Source organism: Pandoraea sp. NPDC087047 (genome assembly GCF_044745225.1).
Taxonomy (GTDB): Bacteria; Pseudomonadota; Gammaproteobacteria; order Burkholderiales; family Burkholderiaceae; genus Pandoraea.
The window spans coordinates 315,701-333,896 of sequence record NZ_JBIUZU010000002.1; the positions used below are offsets into that span (position 1 = coordinate 315,701).

16 protein-coding genes are annotated in these 18,196 nt (G+C 63.1%); 5 read left to right on the top strand and 11 right to left on the bottom strand.

The window, feature by feature from the left end; all coding sequences use genetic code 11:
• Positions 1-123 precede the first annotated feature (123 nt).
• From ACIPHM_RS04110 to ACIPHM_RS04130, 5 genes are all read left to right on the top strand, one after another.
• The gene (locus tag ACIPHM_RS04110) at positions 124-1,350 is read left to right on the top strand and encodes an FAD-dependent monooxygenase (RefSeq protein ID WP_400324800.1); all 1,227 of its coding nucleotides are present in this window, start codon (positions 124-126) and stop codon (positions 1,348-1,350) included.
• Positions 1,351-1,585: 235 nt separating this feature from the next.
• Positions 1,586-2,116 (top strand): GNAT family N-acetyltransferase, encoded by a 531-nt coding sequence (locus ACIPHM_RS04115; protein WP_400324802.1) that lies wholly within the window; start codon positions 1,586-1,588, stop codon positions 2,114-2,116.
• 101 nt (positions 2,117-2,217) lie between these two features.
• Entirely contained in the window at positions 2,218-3,009 is a 792-nt protein-coding gene (locus tag ACIPHM_RS04120) for a nucleotidyltransferase domain-containing protein (protein WP_400324804.1), read from the top strand.
• Between the two features lie 31 nt (positions 3,010-3,040).
• On the top strand, positions 3,041-3,283 hold the full coding sequence (locus ACIPHM_RS04125; RefSeq protein WP_400324806.1) for a hypothetical protein: 243 nt from the start codon (positions 3,041-3,043) through the stop codon (positions 3,281-3,283).
• Positions 3,284-3,432: 149 nt separating this feature from the next.
• Positions 3,433-4,647: an MFS transporter gene (locus ACIPHM_RS04130; RefSeq protein WP_400325325.1), complete on the top strand. Its 1,215-nt coding sequence runs from the start codon at positions 3,433-3,435 to the stop codon at positions 4,645-4,647.
• 108 nt (positions 4,648-4,755) lie between these two features.
• On the opposite strand, the gene ACIPHM_RS04135 is transcribed toward ACIPHM_RS04130, so the two are convergent.
• From ACIPHM_RS04135 to trpB, 11 genes are all read right to left on the bottom strand, one after another.
• On the bottom strand, positions 4,756-6,189 hold the full coding sequence (locus ACIPHM_RS04135; RefSeq protein WP_400324808.1) for an NAD-dependent succinate-semialdehyde dehydrogenase: 1,434 nt from the start codon (positions 6,187-6,189) through the stop codon (positions 4,756-4,758).
• Positions 6,190-6,444: 255 nt separating this feature from the next.
• On the bottom strand, positions 6,445-7,515 hold the full coding sequence (hisC, locus tag ACIPHM_RS04140) for a histidinol-phosphate transaminase (RefSeq protein ID WP_400324810.1): 1,071 nt from the start codon (positions 7,513-7,515) through the stop codon (positions 6,445-6,447).
• Positions 7,516-7,574: 59 nt separating this feature from the next.
• Complete coding sequence (locus ACIPHM_RS04145) at positions 7,575-8,762, bottom strand: O-succinylhomoserine sulfhydrylase (RefSeq protein ID WP_400324812.1); 1,188 nt, start codon at positions 8,760-8,762, stop codon at positions 7,575-7,577.
• A gap of 266 nt (positions 8,763-9,028) precedes the next feature.
• Positions 9,029-10,549, bottom strand: coding sequence for an amidophosphoribosyltransferase (purF, locus tag ACIPHM_RS04150; RefSeq protein ID WP_400324814.1), 1,521 nt, complete (start codon positions 10,547-10,549; stop codon positions 9,029-9,031).
• A 55-nt stretch (positions 10,550-10,604) separates the two neighbouring features.
• Positions 10,605-11,522, bottom strand: coding sequence for a CvpA family protein (locus tag ACIPHM_RS04155; protein WP_400324816.1), 918 nt, complete (start codon positions 11,520-11,522; stop codon positions 10,605-10,607).
• 1 nt (position 11,523) lies between these two features.
• The gene (locus ACIPHM_RS04160) at positions 11,524-12,576 is read right to left on the bottom strand and encodes an SPOR domain-containing protein (protein WP_400324818.1); all 1,053 of its coding nucleotides are present in this window, start codon (positions 12,574-12,576) and stop codon (positions 11,524-11,526) included.
• 45 nt (positions 12,577-12,621) lie between these two features.
• Positions 12,622-13,920 carry a bifunctional tetrahydrofolate synthase/dihydrofolate synthase gene (gene folC / locus ACIPHM_RS04165; protein ID WP_400324820.1) on the bottom strand — a complete coding sequence of 433 codons (1,299 nt, stop codon included), beginning with the start codon at positions 13,918-13,920 and terminating at the stop codon, positions 12,622-12,624.
• 194 nt (positions 13,921-14,114) lie between these two features.
• Positions 14,115-14,990 carry an acetyl-CoA carboxylase, carboxyltransferase subunit beta gene (gene accD, locus ACIPHM_RS04170; RefSeq protein WP_044455339.1) on the bottom strand — a complete coding sequence of 292 codons (876 nt, stop codon included), beginning with the start codon at positions 14,988-14,990 and terminating at the stop codon, positions 14,115-14,117.
• Between the two features lie 158 nt (positions 14,991-15,148).
• Entirely contained in the window at positions 15,149-15,973 is an 825-nt protein-coding gene (gene trpA / locus ACIPHM_RS04175) for a tryptophan synthase subunit alpha (protein ID WP_400324822.1), read from the bottom strand.
• Complete coding sequence (locus ACIPHM_RS04180) at positions 15,927-16,799, bottom strand: DNA-methyltransferase (protein WP_400325327.1); 873 nt, start codon at positions 16,797-16,799, stop codon at positions 15,927-15,929. Before ACIPHM_RS04180 ends, trpA begins: the two co-directional genes overlap by 47 nt.
• A gap of 132 nt (positions 16,800-16,931) precedes the next feature.
• Positions 16,932-18,134 carry a tryptophan synthase subunit beta gene (gene trpB, locus ACIPHM_RS04185; RefSeq protein ID WP_400324824.1) on the bottom strand — a complete coding sequence of 401 codons (1,203 nt, stop codon included), beginning with the start codon at positions 18,132-18,134 and terminating at the stop codon, positions 16,932-16,934.
• Positions 18,135-18,196 lie beyond the last annotated feature (62 nt).

Sequence of the window (18,196 nt, forward strand, 5' to 3'; positions counted from 1 at the left end):
GGTATGAAAGCCTTCCATTTTTACATGCTAGCTCTCCTTAATGACGAAATCTAAGATGCCCTTTTGCCCGCTGCGACACGGTGGACCGTGCATCGGGCACCGTATGAACAGGAGAGATTCAACGTGGAAATTGGAATACTTGGCGGCGGCATCGCCGGCCTGAGCGTGGCACTGGCCTTGCGCAAGCAGGGTTACAACCCTCGGGTCTATGAGCGTCGAGCGGAGCCGGCAACCGTGGGGGCCGGCGTGACGCTTTGGCCCAATGCCAGCTTTGTGCTGGAAGCACTGGGACTGCTGCAAGACATTGAGGCCATTGGCGGTCGCCCGCTGACAATGCGTCGCCAGGATGATGCGGGAAATGCACTGGGGGGCCTCGATATTGGTTTGCTGGATCGGACGATGGGATACCCAACCTACACGGTGCTACGCCGGCACTTGCAGGCAGTGTTGCTGGACCATGCGACACGGGCGGGGATTCCGGTGGAGTTTGGGCGCCGGGCGGTAGCCATTGAGCTGGATGCTCATGGCAAAGCCGTGGCCCATTTCGAAAATGGTGCGAGCATCCGCCCGGATCTGCTCATTGGCGCCGACGGCCGCATGGATTCTGTGGCGCGCAAGTTTGTCGCGGGTGACAACACACCTGTCTATCAGGGCTTCGTGAACTGGATTGGCGTAGCTCAGGGGCAGCATGCGCTGGTGGACGATATTTCGATTCAGGATTTCTGGGGGGCGGGCGAGCGCTTTGGTTGCGTGCCGGTTCGCCCCGGACTGGTGTATTGGGCAGCAGCGCAGGCACGGCCCCTGAATAAGGCCACGCCCACAGCAGATATACGCAAGGAGGTCGAAGATCTGTTCGCGGGATGGCCCGAACCGGTCTCGCATATCATCCGTGCCACGCCCGCAAATGCCATCCGGCTGATTGCCGTGCATGACCTGGAGCCGCTGCATACATGGTGTCGGGCAAATGTACTGCTGGTTGGGGATGCCGCACATGCGCCATTGCCGACGTCGGGGCAAGGGGCCTGCCAGGCGTTGGAGGATGCCTGGCATTTGGCCCGGTGCCTGAATGGCGCAAGCGGCTGCCTAGATGAGGCCTTTCAGGCATTCACGAAGATCCGCAGCCCCAAAACTGCAAAGCTAGCGGAGCAAGGTCGGGTCTTTGCACGCGGGCTGTTCGCCACCGATCCTGAAACCTGCCGCATGCGCAACGAGCGGGCCAAGGCGTCCGATCCTGTGCGTGACGTGCAGGTCTTGGCCGCCGGATGGGGACAGGGCCTGCCAATGCCAAGCTGCACCGACAACACGCCAGCGCAAGGCGGGGGCTTCGGCAGCCTGTACCGTATTGAATGACGTGCGCTAGATGTCCTTCATCGGGTTTTATGCAAACGTTTCTTTCCATCCAGCCAGTTCGCATGCGGGCATCTGCCGGTAAGCGCTGCGTAGCAAACATTGGTCATTGAAACTCGAACGGCGGCAACGGGTCGGAAACCGTCCGTTGCGCCCGGCGGCAACCGGCCGGCAAGCGACGTTCGACAGAGACCGTTCGTCGACAATCCGAACACCGGTAGACAATCAGGGGGGGAAAATGCTGTTACGCCCGGATGAAATCCACATCGAGTCAGAACGGCTTTCGATTCGGCCATTCTCGGCTGATGATGCTGACGACTCGTTTCGCTGCATTACCCCTTCGCTTACCCGCTTCATGTCATGGGAGCCACCGGCGAACAGAGAGACATTTGATCGTATCTGGCAAGGTTGGTTGCTGACGATCGCCGAAGGGACGGACTTTACATTCGCAATCCGTCAAAAGGCTACCGGGAATTTCCTTGGGTTGGCCGGACTCCATGGCGTTCGGAGCACCAGCGCGGAATTAGGAATCTGGATTCGAGAAGACTTCCATGCACAAGGCTTTGGCCGTGAAGCTGTGGGCCTTGTTGCGATGTGGGCAAGCTTAGCCCTTGGCAGCGAGAGTTTCACGTACCCAGTAGCTGAAGAAAACGACTCAAGCCGCCGTATCGCCGAATCTCTCGGCGGTGTCATCGTAGAACGACACGAGACACCGAAATTGATGTCCGTCATCTATCGAATACCTAAGCAATCGACACGCGACGAGTAGCGAAATATGTTGTGCTGCGGTGGCGAGCTTCGGCCAAAAGCGTTCGTTCCCCGTCTCTACAGCAGGTATCGTGGCACACATCGAGACATTGATTCGCGCAGATGGAAAATTCCAGAGACTCACATCCCGCACCAGCGATCCCGGTGCTTGACGACATTCCGATTCAACCGGAGCTTGCGCTCCTTGTCGCGGATGCATGCGAATCCATTGCGTCAGGGTTGGGTGAACTGCTGGATGGTCTTTATCTCTACGGTAGCGTCGCACGCGGATGTGCGTTACCAGGCCAATCGGATCTTGATCTGACCCTCGTACTAACGCGTCAGCCGTCGGCATTGCAGAGCGCGCGTATCGAGACGCTGCGCCAAGATCTGGAAGCGCGTCACTTTGAGGTCGCAAAAATTGACTTCGACATAGGGACACGCGCGGACGTGCTGAATCCCGCCAATTTATACAGTTGGGGGTATTGGCTGAAACATGAGTGTCGATGCATTCACGGGAACAATCTTGCCCAAAAATTCGATGCGTTTATCCCCTCACGAGCTATTGCAGAATCCGTTAACGGCGACTACTTTCATGTGTTGAACGAATATGCTCATCGCATCGCCGGCGCCAGTCACCCTGCCACAGCAAGTCGCCTCATGAAAGAAGCAGCAAGGAAGCTGATTCGCTCGACCAATATACTCAGGACCGCCTCGGACCCATTTTGGCCTCGCACGCTGGAAGAGCACGTCAGTCATTTCTCCGTGGGATACCCGAAGATGGCCAACCAGCTCGAATTTTTCCTGACGCAGGCAAGAGCACCCCAGACTTCAGCAACACGTTTCAACGTCAACCTGTCGAGCTTCATTGGCTGGATGCAGCGCGAACATCAGCACCTATCGACGGCGGCTTAGGGCCGCAAGCAGACGGTGGCAGTTGGCTCAAATGCATCTTCCCATTGAGGCGGCGAGCTCACCGTCTGCGCATGCTTACGACAACGCCATGGCTTACAGCGGCTACATCGTCGCCAATGCGTCCGACTACGCGATTTCGCTGCGCATTCAGGTAAGTGCGTCGCTCGAATGCCGACCACGTCGCACCGATCCGACCACCCGCCCCAAAACCGCTATACCCGCCCTCGAATTCAACCGCAAGAACCGGAGCGTTTGCGCCCCTTCATCCGCCTAGACTCCCTCATGGGGATCCCCCCGAACGGAGTCGCCGCGATGGTCAATGGCACCACACAGGACGCAAACGTCTCGCCTGAGAAGGACTGCGACGCCTCGCGAATCTCTTCGTGCACGCCCAGGCACATCCCCTCACGCATCCCCGCTTTGGTGAACGATCTCTCGCGAGCGAATCTCGCAGCGCAATTCAGCGAGCAGATGACGCTTGCCGTCATTCCGCTCGTGGCCGTGATCGCGTTGGGGGCATCGGCCGGGCAGACGGCCTCGTTACAAGGGGCGACGACATTGCCTTTCCTGCTGCTGTCGCTGCCCGCCGGTGTGCTTGCCGACCGCTACCGGCGCAAGCCGCTCATGATCGCGACGGAACTGCTGCGCGCCCTCGCCCTGCTGCTTCTGTTCGCGCTGTTTCGCACCGGCATGCTGACGCTCACCGCGTTGGGCTCGCTCGGCTTTGCCATGGCCACAGGGACGGTCGTCTTCGGGGCCGCCGCGCCGTCGCTGGTCGCCGCCCTCGTTGGTCCGCGTGACTTGCTCACCGCGAACCGGCGGCTGGAGATTGCCCGCAGCGTGGCCTTCACCGCCGGTCCCGCGCTCGGCGGCATACTCGCAGGATGGGCCGCGGGCACGCCCGCGTTCGCAGGCGCCTTCCTGCTCTCGCTCGCCAGTGCGTATTGCCTCTCACGCCTGCCGCATGAAGCACCGCGACCGGTCTCGCCTCGGCACTTTCTGCACGAGTTGACGGAAGGCGTCCGCTTTATCGCCGTCAACCGATACCTCCGTCCCATCGTCGCGACGGCTTTCGTCTTCAATACCTCGTGGTATCTGCTGCTCGCCGTCTTCGCTTACTACGCGATCCACTCGCTCGCGTTCACGGCGCAGACCGTTGGCATCGCGCTGGGCGTCTACGGCTTCGGAATGGTCTGCGGCGCCTTTGGCTACGCACGTATCGCCTCGCACCTCCGGTTCGGCAGACAAATCCTCCTCGGCCCGGCATGTGCCGCCCTCGCAGCCTTGCTGATGGCCGGCACCTTGCACCTGACCAGCGGCAGCGCAATGCGCTATGGCGTGGTCTTCGGCGCGTTCTTCCTGTTCGGCTTCGGCCCTATCGTGTGGACGATTTCAACGACGTCGCTGCGGCAGGTCGTCACGCCATCAGGACTCGTCGCCCGTGTGTCGGCCGCGACGATGACAGCGACGTTCGGGGCACGTCCCTTCGGCGCTTTTCTCGGCGCATGGCTCGCGGCGAGCTTCGGCACGCAGGCCTGCCTGATCGCCATGACAGCGGGTTTTGCCTTGCAACTCGGCGTCATCGCGTGCTCCCCCGCCGTGCGGCTCGACTCACTCGACACCACACCCGTCGATTGAGCAGTCCATCACCGCAGGAGACAGCGGACAGAAGACTGAAGACAAGCACCAGCAATAAAAAAGCCGACGCGATCGCTCGCATCGGCTTTTCACCCTGGCGGGAGCGCGTCAGACGTCCAGACGCGTCACGAACTTCGGCTGAAGATACGCTTCGAGCGCTTCCGGGCCGCCTTCCGAACCGTAGCCGCTGTCCTTCACGCCGCCAAACGGCACTTCCGGCAGCGCCAGACCCTGATGGTTGATCGTCAGCATGCCGCTCTCGACGCGCGCCCCCAGACGATGCGCCGTGCCCGACGACGTCGTATAGGCATACGCTGCCAGACCGTACGGCAGACGATTTGCCTCAGCAATGGCTTCGTCTTCCGTGTCGAACGCATTAATGATCGCCACCGGGCCGAACGGCTCTTCGTGCATGATCTTCGCGCTCATCGGCACATTGCACAGCACGGTCGGTGCGTAGAAGTGACCGCCCTCGGCAGCACGCTTGCCACCGGTCTTGAGCTGCGCACCGTTGGCGACGGCGTCGTCGACGATGGCGCTGATCGCGTCGAAACGCTTGCGGTTGACCAGCGGGCCCATCGTCGTTTCCGGGTCCAGACCATTACCCACACGCACGGCTTGCGCGGCTTTCACGAACGCGTCGACGAACTGGTCGTACACGCCGCGCTGCACGAGGAAACGCGTCGGGGCGATACACACCTGCCCCGCGTTACGGAACTTGCCGGCGGCGAGGTTGCGCACGGCGGCAGCGATATCCGCGTCGTTGAACACGATCGCCGGTGCATGGCCGCCGAGCTCCATCGTCACGCGCTTCATGTGCAGACCCGCCATCGCGGCCAATTGCTTGCCGACCGGCGTGGAGCCCGTGAACGACACCTTGCGCACGGTCGGATGCGGAATCAGATACGACGAAATCTCCGCCGGCACGCCGTACAACAACTGAACAACGCCGTCCGGCAGACCGGCATCGGCGAAGGCGCGGATCAGGCCGGCCGGCGACGCAGGCGTTTCTTCCGGTGCCTTGACGATCACCGAGCAACCCGCAGCGAGTGCCGCCGAGACCTTGCGCACCACTTGATTGACGGGGAAGTTCCACGGCGTGAAGGCGGCGACCGGGCCGACCGGCACCTGGATCACCATCTGATAGACGTTCGGCACGCGGGCCGGAATCAAGCGGCCATAGGCGCGCTTGCCCTCTTCCGCGAAGAAGTCGATGACATCGGCCGCCGCGAGCAATTCGCCCTTGGCTTCACCGATAGGCTTGCCCTGCTCCAACGTCAGTTGATGCGCGATATCACCAACGCGCTCGCGCAACAGACCGGCCGCCTTGCGCATGAGCTTGGCGCGCTCGAACGGGGCGACGTCGCGCCACTTGGCGAAACCGGCTTCGGAAGCGGCCAGTGCCGCATCCAGATCCGGCTGCGTGGCACGCGCCACGGTGCCGATGGTCTCGCCCGTGGCCGGGTTTTCGATCGGCAGCGTCAGGCCTTCCGCGCCCGCTTTCCACTGCCCGTTGATGAAAAGTTCTACGTTGTGCGACATGCGACGTCTCCAATAACTGCTGGGGGAATCCCAAAGAATAGCGCAGTCTGCGGATGTGCGTTGGTGACAGAAAGACATCACCTCATTCAACGAACGCCCGACGCCGATGCAAAAAGGGGAAGGCGACGCCACCGCTCAACGCAATAACGTCACCCCCCTAATTCCGTGCTGAATGCTGGCGAACGACGTGGCGTTACCGTGACGCTATTGCCACGCTATTGCCACGCGGCCGCCACGTGCCATGTCATCACCGCATCACGCGCCCAAGACCTCGTGCAATGCGTTGGTGAGTGCCTGACATTCGTCTTCGGTCCCGACCGTCATACGCAGGAACTGGGCGATACGCGCATGCTTGAAGTGACGCACGATGATCGAGCGCTCGCGCAACGCAGCGGCCAGTTGCGCCGCGTCATGCGACGGGTGACGCGTGAACACGAAATTCGCCTTCGACGGCAGCACCTCGAAACCGAGCGCCGTCAATCGTGCCGTCAGCGCCTCGCGGCTGGCGATGACCGCCTGACGCGTCTCGTCGAAATACGCTTCGTCATCGATGGCCGCCACGCCCGCCGCCTGTGCGAGACGGTCGAGCGGGTACGAGTTGAAGCTGTTCTTCACGCGCTCCAGCGCTTCGATCAGGGCCGGATGCCCGATCGCGAAGCCCAGACGCAGCCCGGCGAGCGAGCGCGACTTCGAGAGCGTTTGCACGACCAGCAGGTTCGGATACTTCGCAATCAGCCCGGCCGCCGTCTCGCCACCGAAGTCGATGTAGGCCTCGTCGATCACCACGACCGAATCCGGATTGCCCGCCAGCAGACGCTCGATCTCGCCCGACGCCAGCACGCGCCCCGTCGGCGCATTCGGATTCGGGAAGATGATGCCGCCGTTGGGCTTGAGGTAGTCGTCGACATCGATCTCGAACGTCTCGGTCAACGGTACGCTCTCGAACGCCACTCCGTACAGTCCGCAATACACGGGATAGAAGCTGTACGTAATGTCCGGATACAGAATCGGCTTGTCGTGCTTCAACAATCCCTGGAAGACGTTGGCGAGCACTTCGTCGGAGCCATTGCCCACGTGCACGTTGGCCACGTCGAGACCGAAGCGCGTCGCAATCGCCTGCTTGAAACGGCGAGCGTCCGGATCGGGGTACAGCTTGAGCGCGTCGGCATCGCTGCCGAGCGCCTCGCGAATGGCAGCGAGCACGCGCGGCGACGGACCGAACGGGTTCTCGTTGGTATTGAGCTTGATGAGACGCTGCATCTGCGGCTGCTCACCGGGGACATAGGGCGTCAGTTCAGCAACGCCCGCACTCCAGAATCGACTCATGACTTCCTTTTCACTCAGCTCAACGCAATTCAACGCGATTCAACTCGATTCAACTCGATTCAGCCCACCAGACCGCGCGCCAGATCGGCCTGAAGGTCGGCAGGCGACTCCAGACCGACGGCCAGACGGATCAGACCCTCGGTGATACCCGCCGCGGCACGCGCTTCGGGCGTGATGCGGCCGTGCGTCGTGCTGGCCGGATGCGTGATGGTCGTGCGCGTATCGCCAAGGTTGCCGGTGATCGAACACACGCGCGTGTTGTCGATCAGACGCCATGCGTTCTCGCGCTGCTCGGCAGGCGTTGCGCCCTTGAGCTCGAACGCGACAATCGCGCCGCCGGCTTTTTGCTGACGTTTCGCGAGTTCGTACTGCGGATGCGACGGCAGCCCCGGGTAAAACACGCGGCCGACCTGCGGCTGCGCTTCGAGCCACTGGGCCAGCGCCAGCGCGTTGGCCGATTGCTTCTCGATGCGCAACGACAGCGTCTCCATGCCCTTGAGCAGCACCCACGCGTTGAACGCCGACAGGGTCGGGCCCGCGCTGCGCACGAACGGGAAGACCTTGCCCATGATGAAGTCCTTGGTGCCGACGATGGCGCCGCCGAGCACGCGCCCCTGACCGTCGAGATACTTCGTCGCCGAGTGCACCACGACGTCCGCACCGTATTCGATGGGACGCTGCAACGCGGGCGTGCAGAAACAGTTGTCGACGACGAAGAGCGCGCCGGCTTCCTTCGCGATCTTGCCAATGGCTTCGATGTCGGCAATGTCCGTGAGCGGGTTCGACGGCGTCTCGAGGAAGAACATCTTCGTGTTCGGACGAATCGCGGCGCGCCAGGCGTCGAGATCGGTCGGGTCGACGAACGTCGTCTCGACACCGAAGCGGCTGAAAATCGTCGAGAAGACGTTCAGCGTCGAGCCGAATATGCTCTGCGAGCTCACGAGATGGTCGCCGGCCGAGAGGGCCGTCATCACCACGGAGACGATGGCGCTCATGCCCGATGCGGTCGCCATGCAGGCCTCGCCGCCTTCGAGTGCCGCCAGACGGTCCTGGAACATCGACACGGTCGGGTTGGTGAAGCGCGAATAAGTGAAGCCCTCCTCCGAGTGCGCAAAGCGCTCGGCAGCCTCGGCCGCGCTCTTGAAAACAAAGCTCGAGGTCAGGTACAGCGCCTCGGAGTGCTCACCAAACTCGGAGCGCTGCGTGCCCGCGCGCACCGCCAGGGTATCGAAGTCGAAGGAGTCCATCGTGTGTCTCGTCATTGGGTCGGCTCTCTCGCCGGCCAAAAAAGAAAAGCCCGTTTCGCTTGTCAGCAAAACGGGCTCGAAATCCATCTGTCTAGGCCTCGCTTTAGCTGTTTCGGGGAGATTCCCCCACGTCCGCAAGCTGAAATCAAATCGACGTGAGAAGCAGTGTAGCACGTTGCAGGCGCAGAAGGAAAACCCCCGCCGCCCTGCCAGAGCGCCCCGATTTCACGGGGCATCCGGCATTGTTCGGGCGCACCGGACCTCGTTCAGAGGCCAAGCTGAGCGCCGCGCGGCTCGTTTTCATCGCCTTCGCCCGACTCGACGACCGGTGCCTTCGGCGCCTTGCGCTGCTGCTCCAGACGGGTCAGGTATTCAGGCGTGACGTCCCCGGTGATGTACTTGCCATCGAAGCACGACGCGTCGAAATCGGACAGCGCCGGGTTGATGTCGCGCACAGCGGCCTTCATGTCTTCGACATCCTGATAGATCAGTTCGTCGGCGCCGATGATGCGCGCCACTTCTTCGTCGCTACGGTCATGCGCAACCAGCTCGCTGCGCGTGGGCATGTCGATGCCGTACACGTTCGGGAACTTCACCGGCGGCGCTGCCGACGCGAAGATCACCTTGCGCGCACCGGCGTCACGCGCCATCTGCACGATTTCCTGGCTGGTGGTGCCACGTACGATCGAGTCGTCGACGATCAGCACGTTCTTGTCCTTGAACTCGACACGCATGGCGTTAAGCTTCTGGCGCACCGACTTCTTGCGCATCGCCTGGCCAGGCATGATGAAGGTACGGCCGACGTAACGGTTCTTGAAGAACCCTTCGCGATAGTTCAGGCCCAGACGCTTGGCGACCTGCATGGCCGCCGGACGGCTGGAATCAGGAATCGGCATGACGACGTCGATGTCCTTGTAGTCAATCTCGCGACGAATCTTCTCTGCGAGGTAGTCGCCCATGCGCAGACGCGCATCGTAGACCGCCACGCCATCGAGCACCGAATCCGGACGCGCCAGATACACGAGCTCGAAAATGCACGGATGCAACGACGACACTTCCGAGCACTGCCGGGACGTCAGCTCGCCATCGTTGCTGATGAAGATCGCCTCGCCCGGCTTGACGTCGCGCTCGAACGCGAAGCCCATGCCTTCGAGGGCCACCGACTCCGACGCCACCATCCACTCCGTGCCGTTCGGGCCCTCGAAGCGGCCGATGCACAGCGGACGAATGCCGTGCGGATCGCGGAACGCCAGCAGACCGAAGCCGGAGATGATCGAGACGATGGCGTACGAGCCGCGCAAACGGCCGTGCACCTTGCCCACCGCCTGGAACAGCGAATCGACGCTCAGGCCGTCGCGCGAGCTTTCCTGCAACTCGTGCGCGAGCACGTTGAGCAGCACTTCGGAGTCGGAGGTGGTGTTGATGTGGCGACGGTCGACACGGAACATCTCGTCCTTGAGCTGTTCCCAGTTCGTCAGGTTGCCGTTGTGGGCGAGCACGATGCCGTACGGGGCATTCACGTAGAACGGCTGGGCCTGTGCGGCGCTCGACGAGCCTGCCGTCGGGTAGCGCACCTGACCGATGCCCACCGTGCCCGGCAAATCGCGCATGTTACGCGTGCGGAACACGTCGCGCACCATGCCGTTGCCCTTGTGCATGTAGAAGGACTGACCATCCGTCGTCGCGATACCGGCGGCGTCCTGGCCGCGATGCTGCAGCAGCAGCAGGCTATCGTAGATGAACTGGTTGACCGGGGATTTGGAGACTACACCGACAATGCCACACATGGCATGAATCCTTCTAAAAACATCGAAATCTGCGTCAAACGGACTGTATTATCCGTCATTCGGAAACCTTGTGCAGGCCGGTCGACGGCGTAGCCAATCCGCTCGATCCGCCACTGCGCATACCCCATCCCTGCTGTTGCGCGCCTGCATCCTGGTAAGCGCCCCGCGCGCTCAGGCCGTCGCCCTTGGGCGCACTGCCGCCAGCGTCGCGAAGCGCGCCGCCCATCAGGTTCGACAAGCGGGCAGACATCCCCGTGCCGACCGGGGCGGCGACATCGTTCTGCGTGCTCTGGCCGCGCGATGGGCTCTGCATGCCATCGCCAGATTGACTGCCCCGGCCATCCGGGGCGCTCCGGCCGCCCTGTCCGCCCGAGTCGGGCGTCCCACGATAGGGTTCCAGTTGTGGCAAGGGGAGGGTCGTTCCCATGGGATTGACGTTCGGCACCGCGGCCTCGGGCTTTTGCAGATAGTGCTGCACCGCCTCGGGTAGATACGGCATCAACCGATCCAGCCCCGCCTCCACCCACGGACGGGTCAGCGAATGCTGCCAGACCGGCTGTTGCGGCAACGCCGTTAGCTTGGCGGCGACCATCAACAACATCAAGAGCAGAATGCCGCGCACGATGCCGAACAGCATGCCCAGCCCACGATCGGCCGGGCGCAGGCCGATGAGATCGGTCATGCGTCCCACCAGCGCGCTGACGATACCGGCACCGAACACCACGGCCACCAACACCAGCAGGAAACCCAGCGCGCCCTGCGTCATCTCGCCGCCGGGCAGATCGGCGGGCAGCCAGTGCGCCACGGTCGGACCGAAGGCGCGCGCCACGAAGAACGCCACCACCCAGCCCACCAGATTGAACAGCTCGCGCACGAGTCCGCGCAGCATGCCCAGCAACATCGAGCCGACCAGAATCGCAATGGCCGCGTAATCCACTACGGTCAGCAGACCGCTATGCACCGAATCACCCAACTCAACCTGCCTCGGCGACCTGCGCCGTCAGGCCCGCGTCGCGAATCTTCTTGCCGGCCGCTTCGGCCGCCGTGCGATCCGGGAAGGGTCCCGCACGCAGCAAATACAGCTCGCGGCCGTCGACCGTGCTCTTGACCATATAGCTCGGCACGTTCACCAGCTTGAGCTTGACGAGCCAGGCTTGCGCGCGATCCTGCGTCGAGAAGGCACCGATGCGCACCAGATACTTGCCACCCGACGCCGCCTTCTGTGCGTTGTCGTGATTGTCCGCCGGCTTGGCGGCGGGCTTGGCCGTGGTGTTGTTCTGTGCGAACTGCGCGATCGGGTCCGCCACGTTGTTATTCGGCTGCTTGGCCTGAGCTTGCGTCTGCGCCTTGGCCGTGTCGTGCGATTCCGGCTTGGCGGCCGGCTTCGTCTCGGCGTGCTGCTCGGGCTTCTTGACCTCGGGCTTGGCGTCCGGCTTGTGCTCGGGCCTCGCTTGCGCGACCTGCGGCTCCGGTACGGCGCTCGGTGCGGGGGCCGGCGTCGGCGATATCGCGGCAGACGGCGGGACCGCCGTCGGTGCCGGGGCGGGCGTCGGCACAGGCTTGGCCGTGTTGGTCAGCGTACTGCTGTCGACCGCCTCCTCGCCCTTGTCGAGCGACGCATCGGAAGACGGCATGGCAGCCGCCTGCGGCTTCACCCGCACGGGCGGCGAATTGGCGTCTTTTCCGGGGATCTGAATGGCAATGTCGTCGGCCGCCGGCTTTGGCTCGGGGGCAAGCACCATCGGCAAAATGATGACGGCCGCGAGCACCAACGCGAGCGCGCCAACCAAACGGCGGCGCGCACGTTGCTTCTCGGGCAGCAGCGGGTCGAGTTGCTCATGCTCGCTGTACTCGCCCCCTCCTCCCGCCGTACGGGTGCCGGCTCGGCCGCTCCTGCGGCTGCCGCGCTTCGGGGGAACGGCTTCGGCGTCTTTCTTGCGGAAGGAAAACAATCCCATAGGCCCTTGGCTCAGGTCGAAACTTGCGTCGTTGGACTGATCATCGCGCATCTGGTGCGTCGCGCGCATGACATTTCTCGTAAGAAAATGTCACGACAGACGCACCGTCACACTTCAGTGGCGTTGCAATTTGCGGTGCGACATGACGCCCGCCACTGTAAAGAACGATCCAAAAACCACGATTCTATCATTCTCGCCGCACTGCTCGAGCGCGGCAGCATAGGCTTTCTCAGGAGATTCGAAGGTTTCGACCGAATGATCGGCGTCCTCGACGAACCCGACCGAGCGCAACTTCTCTTCAAGCAGCGCCGGACTCGCGGCACGCTCGGTCGGCAACGCGCACAAACGCCAGTGGTCGACCTTGTCGACGAGATGCCGCAAGACACCCTCGATATCCTTGTCGGCCATCGCCCCGAACACGGCGTACGTGTACGGAAAGAAGCCCATGCCGTCGAGATTGTGGCCCAGTGCGGCGGCGGCGTGCGGGTTGTGCGCCACGTCGAGCACCACGGCCGGACGCCCCGGCAGCACCTGAAAACGCCCCGGCAACTCAACCGAAGCAAGCCCCAGACGAATGTCCTGCGCCGAGACCGGCAACACGTCACGCATCGACTCAAGCGCCGCGAGCGCCGCCGACGCATTGAGCAACTGGTTGGCACCACGAAGGGCCGGATACGCGAGCGCCGGGCGGCGCATATTGCGTCCGCCGTAGCTCCATTGCTGCTTGTCGCCCTGATAGTTGAAATCGCGCCCGAACAGCCACAAGTCCGCACCGATGCGCTCAGCTTCGGCGAGCAGCGTGGCCGGCGGCACGGGATCGCCGCAGATCGCCGGCTTGCCCGAACGGAAGATGCCCGCTTTCTCGATGGCAATCGCTTCGCGCGTATCGCCGAGATATTGCTGGTGATCGATGTCGATGCTGGTAATGACGGCGCAATCCGCATCGATGATGTTGACGGCGTCGAGCCGGCCGCCAAGACCGACTTCCAGAATCACGGCGTCGAGCCCCGCTGTCGCGAACAGATGCATGATCGCGAGCGTCGTGAATTCGAAGTACGTCAGCGAAATCGGCGTGTCAAAGCTCGTGCGCGCTTTTTCGACGGCTTCGAAATGCGGCAGCAACGTGGCGTCGTCCACGATCTCGCCGTTCACTCGGGCACGCTCGTTGAACGAGATTAGATGCGGCGAGGTGTGGCAGCCCACGCGGTAGCCCGCACTCAGCAAAATGGCTTCGATGATGGCGCAGGTGGACCCTTTGCCGTTCGTGCCGCCGACCGTGAAGACGGGGCACGGGAATTTCAGTCCGAGAGCCTCTTTCACGCGGCCAATGCGCGTGAGGCCCATGTCGATGCCCACAGGATGAGCGGTTTCCAGGTGGGCGAGCCAGGCGTCGAGAGTGGAGTATGTCGGCATGATGTGCGGGCAGAAAAACAAAAACGCGGACGTCACTAACGTCCGCGCCTCATATCCTGCTAAGTGATGCGTTCAAGCGCCGCTGATGCAGCGCTGCGTGGCGTTGCGTCATTCTACGCCGTTGCACCGCCCTTTGGGGCGCCGCAACGGCGCGAGCAACGTCATCGCACGAGTGAGTCTCGCGCTCGACCCCGTCAAGCGACGGCGTCTGCCGGCTGGCACTGCATGAGTGCGATCAGGCGAGCGATCTCTTCGCGCAGCTTGCGACGGTCGACGATCATGTCGATCGCGCCCTTCTGCAACAGGAACTCCGAGCGCTGGAAGCCTTCCGGCAGCTTCTCGCGCACGGTCTGCTCGATCACGCGCGGGCCGGCGAAGCCGATCAGCGCCTTGGGCTCTGCGATCACCACGTCGCCGAGGAAGGCAAAGCTGGCGGACACGCCACCCATCGTCGGATCGGTCAGCACGGAGATGAACGGCAGCTTGGCGTTGGCCAGCTTCGTGAGCATGGCCGTGGTCTTCGCCATCTGCATGAGCGAGAGCAGGCTTTCCTGCATACGGGCGCCGCCCGACGCCGTCACGCAGATGAACGGCACGCCCTGCTCCAGCGCATTCTGCGCGCCGCGCACGAAACGCTCACCGACTACCGAGCCCATCGAGCCGCCCATGAACGAGAACTCGAAGCAGGCCACCACGACCGGCAGCGTGTGAATCGCGCCACCCATGACCACCATGGCGTCGGTCTCGCCGGTGTCGTCCATCGCTTCCTTGATGCGATCCGGATACTTGCGGCTGTCCTTGAACTTCAGCGCGTCGACCGGCACGATTTCCTGACCGAGTTCGTAGCGGCCTTCCGCGTCGAGCAGCGAGTCCAGACGCGCACGTGCGCCAATGCGCATGTGATGATCGCACTTCGGGCAAACATGCAGGTTCGCTTCCACGTCGGCGCGGTACAGAACCGCCTCGCACGACGGGCACTTGATCCACAGCCCTTCCGGGATGCTCTTGTTGCGCTGCGTCGGATCGGTTTGCTTGATCTTCGGGGGCAGCAGCTTATCGAGCCAGCTCATAGTTTCTCCTTGGCAAACGCCCGCCCCAACTGGGACGGGCATTTCCGGCATTTCCGGGCATTTCGGGGCGACCGTACGACACGGTCGTTTCCATTCGGCGTTTCACCGGGGCTTGCACGCCGTTTCAGCGCCGACCCCGGCAAATTTCTGCCGCGAATTTACGCTGATTTGACGCTCTCGTCGAGCGCCTGACGAATTCCGCCGATGAATTCAGCGAGCGATTTTACCGCGTTCTCGCCCTCCAGATCACGCGGCGTGTTTTCGAGCCGCTGGACGATGGCGCTACCGATGACCACCGCATCCGCCACACTCGCTACGGCACGGGCCGTGGCGGCGTCGCGAATCCCGAAGCCCACGCCCACCGGCAACGCCGCGACAGCCTTGATCTGGGGGATTTTGGCGGCCACGCTCTCCATATCCAGACTCGCGGCCCCCGTCACCCCCTTGAGGGAGACGTAATACAGATAGCCGCTCGCCTGACGCGCCACCGCCGCAATCCGCGCCTCGGTCGAGGTCGGCGCGAGCAGGAAGATCGGGTCGATTCCCTGCGCCCGCACGGCGCCTGCGAAGGCTTCGGCCTCCTCGGGCGGATAGTCGACGACCAGCACGCCGTCCACGCCAGCCTTGGCGGCGCGCTCGGCGAAGGCGTCGAGCCCCATTGCCTCAATCGGGTTGGCGTAGCCCATGAGCACGATCGGCGTACGGTCGTTCGTTTGACGGAATACCGCCACGTAGCCGAGCACCTCAGCCAGGCTGACGCCGCGTGCGAGCGCACGTTCGGAGGCGCGTTGAATGACCGGGCCATCGGCCATCGGGTCGGAGAACGGCACGCCGAGTTCGATGACGTCGGCCCCGTTGTCGGCCAGCGCATGCATCAGCTTGACCGTCCAGCCCGGCTCGGGGTCGCCGGCGGTGATGAACGGAATGAGGCCCTTTTTACCCTGCGCTTGCAAGGCTTGGAACGTCGCTTGAATGCGGGACATGATCGGAAAGTCTCTGAAGTCGTTGGTTGGCGAGCGCGTGGTAATGCGCGTTCAGCTCGTAGCCGACGAAACGCCGGCCGTGCAGCGCGCAAGCCACGGCAGTCGTGCCGCTGCCCATGAACGGGTCGAGCACGAGACCGCCGGGCGGGCAACTGGCCAGCACCATGCGCTCAATGATATGCAGCGGTTTCTGCGTCGGATGATCGACGCGTTCGGGGTCTTGCCGGTGCAATCGCGAGATCGACCACAGATCCTTGGGGTTGTAGCCCAGTTCCAGCCACTTGCTGCCCTCGAAGATGCGGCGCGAGCGCGCCTTCTTCGTTGCGGCGTCGTACGGCACGCGCACGGCATCGAGGTCGAAATAATAGTCCTTCGAAACCGCGAAAAAGCCGATGTTGTCGTGTACCGACGAGAACCGCCGCGTACTGCCGCCCATGCTGGGCACGCGGCGATCCCAGATGATCTCGTTGATCATCAGCATGCGCTGCTTCAGAAACACGAACAGTTCCGGGGCGTACTGCCACGTGCAGAACAGGTAGAGCGAGCCGCGCGGCGCGAGCTTCGGAATCGCCGCCTCGAGCCAGCCATACGTCCAGCCGAGGAAGTCCTCGCCGGAGCGTTTGTCGGAATCGTTGCCGTAGTCCTTGCCGAGGCCATACGGCGGGTCGGCAAGGATCAGATCGACGCTGCCGTCTTCCAGTTCGTGCAGGTGTTGCAGGAAGTCCGCATGACGCAACGTGATGTCGCCCGGCGCCCAACGCGCGCGCAACTCGCCGGCCGCTTCCATGGCCTCGAGACGTGCGGCGGCGGCTTCGGTGGCGTCCATGGGACGCTCGGTCCCGAGGGCGTCATTCTGTGCCTTGCGATCAGTCAGATCGGTCATGCTGGTTCTGGTGTCCTTATTCAGACGCTAAGACGCTGGGAAACCCTGTGAATCGGTGCCATCTCGCTGCGTGGCTTACGCGCCCGTGGGCTCAGGTTTTGCCAGCGCCATCACGGTGTGCATGTCCTTGTCGCCGCGTCCCGAGAGGTTGACCAGTACGATCTGGTCGCTCGGCAGCGTCGGCGCCAGCTTGCACGCGTAAGCGAGCGCGTGGCTCGACTCCAGTGCGGGAATAATGCCCTCGATCCGGCAGCAGTCATGGAACGCCCGCAACGCTTCGTTATCAGTAATGCCCACATACTCGGCGCGCTTGATGTCGTGCAACCACGCGTGCTCGGGGCCGACGCCCGGATAGTCCAGACCGGCCGAGATCGAATGCGTCTCGGTAATCTGGCCGTTGGCGTCCTGCAGCAGATAGGTGCGGTTGCCGTGCAGCACGCCGGGCGTGCCGCCGATGATCGATGCCGCGTGACGGCCGGTCTCGAGACCGTCCCCCGCCGCCTCCACGCCCACGAGCTTCACGTCCGGCACGTCGATATACGGGTAGAAGATGCCCATGGCGTTCGAGCCGCCGCCCACGCACGCGAGCACGTAGTCCGGCTGACGGCCGGCGAGCTCGGGCATCTGCACCTTGCACTCCTCGCCGATCACGCTCTGGAAATCGCGCACGAGCATCGGGTACGGATGCGGGCCGGCCACGGTGCCAATGATGTAGAACGTGCTCTCGACGTTCGTCACCCAGTCGCGCATGGCTTCGTTGAGCGCGTCCTTCAACGTCTTCGAACCAGACTCTACGGGCACGACGGTCGCACCCAGCAGTTGCATGCGGTACACGTTGGCGGCCTGACGCTTGACGTCTTCCGAGCCCATGTACACCACGCACTCCATGCCGAAACGCGCGGCAATGGTCGCCGTGGCCACACCGTGCTGACCGGCGCCTGTCTCGGCGATCACACGGCGCTTGCCCATGCGACGCGCAAGCAGCGCCTGCCCGATCACGTTGTTCACCTTGTGCGCGCCCGTGTGGTTCAGATCTTCGCGCTTCAGATATACCTGCGCGCCGCCCAGCTCCTGGCTCCAGCGCTTGGCGTGATAGATCGGCGACGGACGGCCGACGTAGTGCTTCAGTTCGTAATGGAATTCTTCGAGGAAGGCCGGATCGTGCTGATACTTGGCATACGCCTCGCGCAGTTCGTCGAGCGCGTGAATCAGCGTCTCGGCCACAAAGACACCGCCGTACTGGCCGAAATGGCCGTGGGCGTCAGGCAAATCGTACATGGTCGTCACTTTTCGCTTTACCGGTGCGTGGCGCGTGCGGCCACCGCCGGTGAGTTGCTTGG